Below are 5,343 nucleotides of genomic sequence, written 5' to 3' on the forward strand. Positions count from 1 at the left end.
TGGCACGGTCCGCCACCCTGCTGGCGCAGCGCGCCCGCCTGACGCTGCACTCGGTCCCCCGCCGGCAGACCGCCGGCCCCGCCGGCCCGGCCGACGCCCTGGGCCTCACCGGCCGGGAGCGCGACGTGCTGCGGCTGGTGGCCGCCGGGCACACCAACCGCCGCATCGCGGAGGAGCTGTTCATCTCCCCCAAGACGGCCAGCGTCCACGTCTCCAACATCCTCGCCAAGCTGGGCGTCTCCGGCCGGGGCGAGGCCGCCGCCGTGGCCCACCGGCTGGGCCTGTTCCCGGCGGAGGCCGGTACCGGGCCGATGGCGGGATAATGGTGTAACGCCCACGCGGCCCTGGAAAGGGGAGCGATGTTCAACGCCTTCGAGGAACTGTTCGCACCCGGCCGCAAGCACACCCACGACGAGCAGAAACGGCTGGAGCTCAGCCGGGAGGACGTCGGCGACGCCGACCCGGGGCGCGGGCCGATAGACCTGGCCTCCGGGAAGGTCGTCGTCCGCCCGGCGGCAGGGGACCCGGAGGACCGCAACGGACCGGCCGGCGGGCCGGACGACGGCGACACCCCGGAGGGCCCGGGACCGGGCGCCTCCGCCGGACCCGCCTCGTCCTGACCGTCGTCCTGCCCTCCCACGACCCGCTCCGGTCCCGCGAGCTGGGCGTGATCCGGACGGACGAGGGTCCCTAGCTCACCTCCAGCTCCAGGATGCGGTCGTCGCCGTCCTTCGGCTGGAGCCGCCCGTCCGTGTTGCTGGTGACCAGCCACAGACGGTTCCCGCCCGCCGGGGCCACGGTGCGCAGCCGCCCGTACTCCTCCTCCAGGAAGGCCTGCGGCTCGGCCGACGTCTTCGTGCCGTCCAGCGGGACGCGCCACAGGCGCTGACCGCGCAGGCCCGCCATCCAGACCGAGCCCTCCGCGTACGCGATGCCGCTGGGGGACGCCTCGGCCGTGCCCCACTGGTGGACCGGGTCGTGGAAGTCGCCTTCGGAGTCGCCCTCCGCCTCCGGCCAGCCGTAGTTGTCGCCCGGCTTGATCGCGTTGAGCTCGTCCCACGTGTTCTGGCCGAACTCCGAGGCGAACAGGCGCTGCTCGCGGTCCCAGGCCAGACCCTGCACATTGCGGTGGCCGTAGGAGTACACGGGGGAGTCGGGGAAGGGGTTGCCCGGCGCGGGCTCGCCCTCCGGGGTCAGCCGGAGGATCTTGCCGCCCAGGGACTCCTTGTCCTGGGACAGACCGGTGTCGCCCCGCTCGCCGGTGCCCACGTAGAGCATCCCGTCGGGGCCGAAGGAGATCCGGCCGCCGTTGTGGATCACGCCCTTGGGGATGCCGCGCAGGACGGTGTCGGGGGCGCCGAGCTGCTGGCCGGCGGGCTTCTTCTCGTTGTAGACCATGCGGACCACGCGGTTGTCGGACGCCGAGGTGAAGTAGGCGTAGATCATGTGGTCCGAGGCGTACTCCGGGGAGAGCGCGATGCCGAGCAGGCCGCCCTCGCCGGCCGGGGACACCCCCGGCACCTCGCCGAGCTCCGTCTTCTTGCCGGTGTCGGCGGCGACCCGGGTGATCGTCGCGTCGTCCCGGGACGAGACCAGCAGGTCGCCGTCGTCGAGCGGGGCCAGGCCCCAGGGGGTGCTCAGGCCCGTGGTGACCGTGCGCAGCACCTTCACCGAGCCCTTGGCGGGCGGGGTCCGGGCGTCCGTGCCCGTGGCGGACGGGGACTGCGCCGCCGTATTGCCCGGGGAGGCGCTGTCGCTGCCCCGGCCGGCACTCCCTCCGTCGTCCGAGGAGCATCCGGCCGTCAGCAGGAGCACGGCGGCGGCCAGCGCGGCCGTCACGGCTCGTCGTTGCACGATCTCGTCCCTTCGACGCGGGCAGGTTCCAGTCTTCATACACCGCTCGCGCCTGCCAGGTTCCCGATCGCCCGATCCCGAACCGCGCCGGCCGCCCCGGAGGGCCGCCCGCGGGACCCGCGCGGATCAGTCCCAGGAACCCTGTGCCGGGGGCAGCCGGGCTATCTCCGCCAGGTCCCGTTCGGTCAGCCGCAGCCGTGCCGCCGCCGCGTTCTCGGCCACCCACCGGGCGTGCTTGGTGCCCGGCACGGGTATCACCTGCCGCCCCCGGGACAGCACCCACGCCAGGGCCACCTGCGCGGGAGTGACGTGCTCGCCGTGCCGCCGGGCGACACGGCGCAGACCGGCCACGATCGGCTGGTTCGCCGCCATCATCTCGGCGGTGAACCGGGGATGCCGGGCCCGCGGGTCGTCCGCCTCGAACCCCTCGCCCGGGGTCAGCGTGCCGGTCAGGAACCCGTTGCCCAGCGGCATCGCGGCCAGGAAGCCCACCCCGCGCGTCTCGCACCACGGCAGCAGCGTGCGCAGCGCCTCCGGCGACCACACCGACAGCTCGGCCTGCACCGCGCTGACCGGGAACACCTGCTGCACCCGCTCCAGCTGGCGGATCGTGCCGTCGTGCAGCCGCGCCCCCGGCCGCCGGCCCGGCCGGGCCCCGACCGCGCACAGCCCCAACGCGCGCACCTTGCCCGCGCGGACGAGTTCGGCCATCGCGCCCCAGGTCTCCTCCACCGGGACCTCCGGGTCCGCGCGGTGCAGCTGGTACAGGTCGATGACGTCGGTCTGCAGCCGCCGCAGCGACGCGTCGCAGGCCCGTTTCACGTACCCGGGGCGGCCGTTGGCGACGATGTGCTGGTCGCCCACCAGCAGGCCGACCTTCGTCGACACGAAGGCGTCCGCGCGCCGCTCCCTCAACACCCGGCCCAGCAGCAGCTCGTTGGTGAACGGGCCGTACATGTCCGCGGTGTCGAGCAGGGTCGAGCCCGCATCGAGCGCCCGGTGCACCGCCCTCAGCGACTCCTCGCCGCGCTGCCGCGACGTGCTGTAGGCCCAGCTCATCGGCATGCACCCGAGTCCGACGGCCCCCACCGCGAGCGCCCCCGCGCCGATCGTCCTGCGCTCCACCTGGTCGTGACCCTCCCTCTGCGAGCCCCCAACCTAACCTCTGGCGTTCCGCCGCCCTGACATAGCCTCCGGAGCATGACTGCTGACGTGTGGCTCCCCTTCCGCCCGGACGAGATCGACGGCCTCCCCGAGGGGCCGGACTACCACTTCTGGGACGGCGCCGAGGACTTCCCCGCCGACCCGGCCGACTGCGTCTTCTACGTCGTGCCGTATCTCAAGCCGGGCGGTGTCGGCGTGCGGCCGATGCCGCTGATGCGCTCCGTGCGGGTCGTGCAGACCCTGTCCGCCGGCGTCGACCACGTGGAGCCGGGACTGAAGCACCTCGGCCCGGGGGTCCGGCTGTGCAACGCGCGCGGGGTCCACGAGGCGAGCACCGCCGAACTCGCGCTCGCCCTCATCCTGGCGTCGCTGCGCGGTCTGCCCGACTTCGTGCGGGCCCAGGACAGGGGGGAGTGGCGGGGAGGATTCCGCCCCGCGCTCGCGGACCGGAGCGTCCTCGTCGTCGGGTACGGATCCATCGGTTCCGCCATCGAGGACCGGCTCGTTCCGTTCGAGGTCGCGCGGGTGGCGCGCGTCGCGCGCTCCGCACGCACCACGGCGCGCGGTCCGGTGCACCCGCTCACCGAACTGCCCTCCCTGCTCCCGGAGGCGGACGTCGTCGTCCTCACCACCCCGCTGACCGCCGAGACCCGTCACCTCGTGGACGCCGACTTCCTGGCCCGGATGAAGGACGGCGCCCTGCTGGTGAACATGGCCCGCGGACCGGTCGTGGACACCAAGGCCCTGCTCACGGAGCTGGAGACCGGCCGGATCACCGCCGCCCTCGACGTCACCGACCCCGAACCGCTGCCCGCCGACCACCCCTTGTGGCGGGCACCCGGCGTGCTCGTCAGCCCGCACGCGGGCGGACCGACCTCCGCCTTCCGGCCGCGCGCCGAGCGGTTGCTCGTGGACCAGTTGCACCGTTTCCTGAACCAGGAGCAGTTGCGGAACGTGATCCTGGAGACAGGGGCGGAAAGCTCGTAATCCGCTTCGAGTACCGTCCGCTTCTCCCCGGAAGCGGTGGGTACTCATATATCTGGTGATCGTCACGGAGAGTAGAGAGACTATGTCCCTGAGTGACGAGACTGGTGTATCGTCCCGACAGGGGCAGCGCCACTGACCGATCGGCGCCGGGGACGGACTTGCAGACTGTGAGGGGGGCGACGGGCGATGCACGGCCTATGGACGAGCGATCCGACGCGGCGGAGCCGCCGCCGGCGACCCTGGCGCGCGACCGCGCGCGACCGCTGTCGGCACAGCGGTCCCCCACTCCCACCCGGCCGTCCCCGCGGTCACCGTCCGCCACCGCAGGGGGGCGACGGCCCCGGGCGGCGCAGGCCCCCGGCGCTCCGCGACCCGCGGGACCCGGGAGCGGCGCGGACCGGGAGGGAGCGGTGAGCGCCCCGACCGCCACCTCGACGCTCGAGGCGGCGGCACGGCAGCAACCCGCCCCGGGGGTGCCACCGCCACGCTCCCCGGTCACCGGGCAGCGGCCCGGCCTCGTCCCCCAACTCGTCCTCGCCCTCGTCTGCGCGGCCTACGCCGTCGGTGCCGCGCTCGGCTGGGGATCGGACCGACTCGCACTGATCATGGGGGACTTCGGGCTGAGCGCCGCCGCCGGGGCCGCGGCCGTGTCCTGCTTCGTCTGCGCCCGCCGCCGGCTCACCCGCTTCCGGCCCGCCTGGCTGCTGTTCGGCCTGTCCTCCACCATGGCCGCCCTCGGCAATCTCGTCTGGGGCTGGTACGAGGTGGTCCTCGACCGGCCCGTGCCCAGCCCCAGCTACGCCGACCTGTTCTTCCTGTGCTTCGCCCCGCCCGCCATCGTGGGCCTGCTCGTGCTCGCCAAACGGCCCGTGACCAAGGCCGGGTGGATCTGCCTCGCCCTGGACGCCTCTCTCATCGGGGGCTCCCTGCTCACCCTGGCCTGGAGCCTGGCCCTCGCCCAGGCCGCCCAGGCCGAGGGCGAGAGCGTGGCGCACACCGCGCTGTCCCTCGCCTACCCGCTGCTGGACATCGCCCTCGTCAGCCTGGTGCTCGCGCTGCACTTCCGGCGCTCCGCCGTGAACCGCTCCGCCGTCAACACCGCGATCGGGGCGCTCGCCCTCACCGTGATGTGCGACGCCCTGTTCACCTCCCCGCTGCTGCACAACGACTACCGCTCAGGCCAGTTGCTCGACGCGGGCTGGTTCGCCGGCTCCCTGCTCCTCGCGTACGCCCCCTGGACCCCGCGCCGCGGCGGCCGGCCCGAGGAGGCGGGCCACACCCGCGTGGTCCGCGAGCACCACCCCGGCCGGCGCGGCGGCCCGCCCCCGCCGGTGCCCG

At 74.1% G+C, this 5,343-nt stretch carries 5 protein-coding genes and 1 pseudogene; 4 read left to right on the forward strand and 2 right to left on the reverse strand.

The window, feature by feature from the left end; translation table 11 throughout:
* Window positions 1–323 (forward strand): response regulator transcription factor (locus tag G3I53_RS11225; RefSeq protein ID WP_164438302.1); only part of this gene is annotated, 323 nt, incomplete at its 5' end.
* Between the two features lie 36 nt (window positions 324–359).
* A complete protein-coding gene (locus G3I53_RS11230) occupies window positions 360–620 on the forward strand; it encodes a DUF6191 domain-containing protein (RefSeq protein WP_164334510.1) in 261 nt (86 codons plus the stop codon).
* Window positions 621–690: 70 nt separating this feature from the next.
* Here G3I53_RS11230 and G3I53_RS11235 read toward each other — a convergent pair whose 3' ends face one another.
* Both G3I53_RS11235 and G3I53_RS11240 read right to left on the reverse strand, forming a co-directional pair.
* Window positions 691–1,893: a PQQ-dependent sugar dehydrogenase gene (locus tag G3I53_RS11235; RefSeq protein ID WP_203591923.1), complete on the reverse strand. Its 1,203-nt coding sequence runs from the start codon at window positions 1,891–1,893 to the stop codon at window positions 691–693.
* Window positions 1,894–1,980: 87 nt separating this feature from the next.
* Window positions 1,981–2,979, reverse strand: coding sequence for an aldo/keto reductase (locus G3I53_RS11240; RefSeq protein ID WP_164334509.1), 999 nt, complete (start codon window positions 2,977–2,979; stop codon window positions 1,981–1,983).
* A 75-nt stretch (window positions 2,980–3,054) separates the two neighbouring features.
* On the opposite strand from G3I53_RS11240, the gene G3I53_RS11245 reads away from it, so the two are divergent.
* Both G3I53_RS11245 and G3I53_RS11250 read left to right on the forward strand, forming a co-directional pair.
* On the forward strand, window positions 3,055–4,005 hold the full coding sequence (locus G3I53_RS11245; protein ID WP_203591922.1) for a 2-hydroxyacid dehydrogenase: 951 nt from the start codon (window positions 3,055–3,057) through the stop codon (window positions 4,003–4,005).
* A 410-nt stretch (window positions 4,006–4,415) separates the two neighbouring features.
* A pseudogene (locus G3I53_RS11250) lies at window positions 4,416–5,343 on the forward strand (phosphodiesterase); the annotation flags it as partial.

It is taken from the genome of Streptomyces sp. SID14436, from assembly GCF_010548465.1.
Taxonomy (GTDB): Bacteria; Actinomycetota; Actinomycetes; order Streptomycetales; family Streptomycetaceae; genus Streptomyces.

What these genes read in the sequence shown, in the direction of transcription:
- G3I53_RS11230 (WP_164334510.1), top strand. Translation starts at nt 360, where the DNA reads ATGTTCAACGCCTTCGAGGAACTGTTCGCACCCGGCCGCAAGCACACC.
- G3I53_RS11235 (WP_203591923.1), bottom strand. Translation starts at nt 1,893, where the DNA reads ATGAAGACTGGAACCTGCCCGCGTCGAAGGGACGAGATCGTGCAACGA.
- G3I53_RS11245 (WP_203591922.1), top strand. Translation starts at nt 3,055, where the DNA reads ATGACTGCTGACGTGTGGCTCCCCTTCCGCCCGGACGAGATCGACGGC.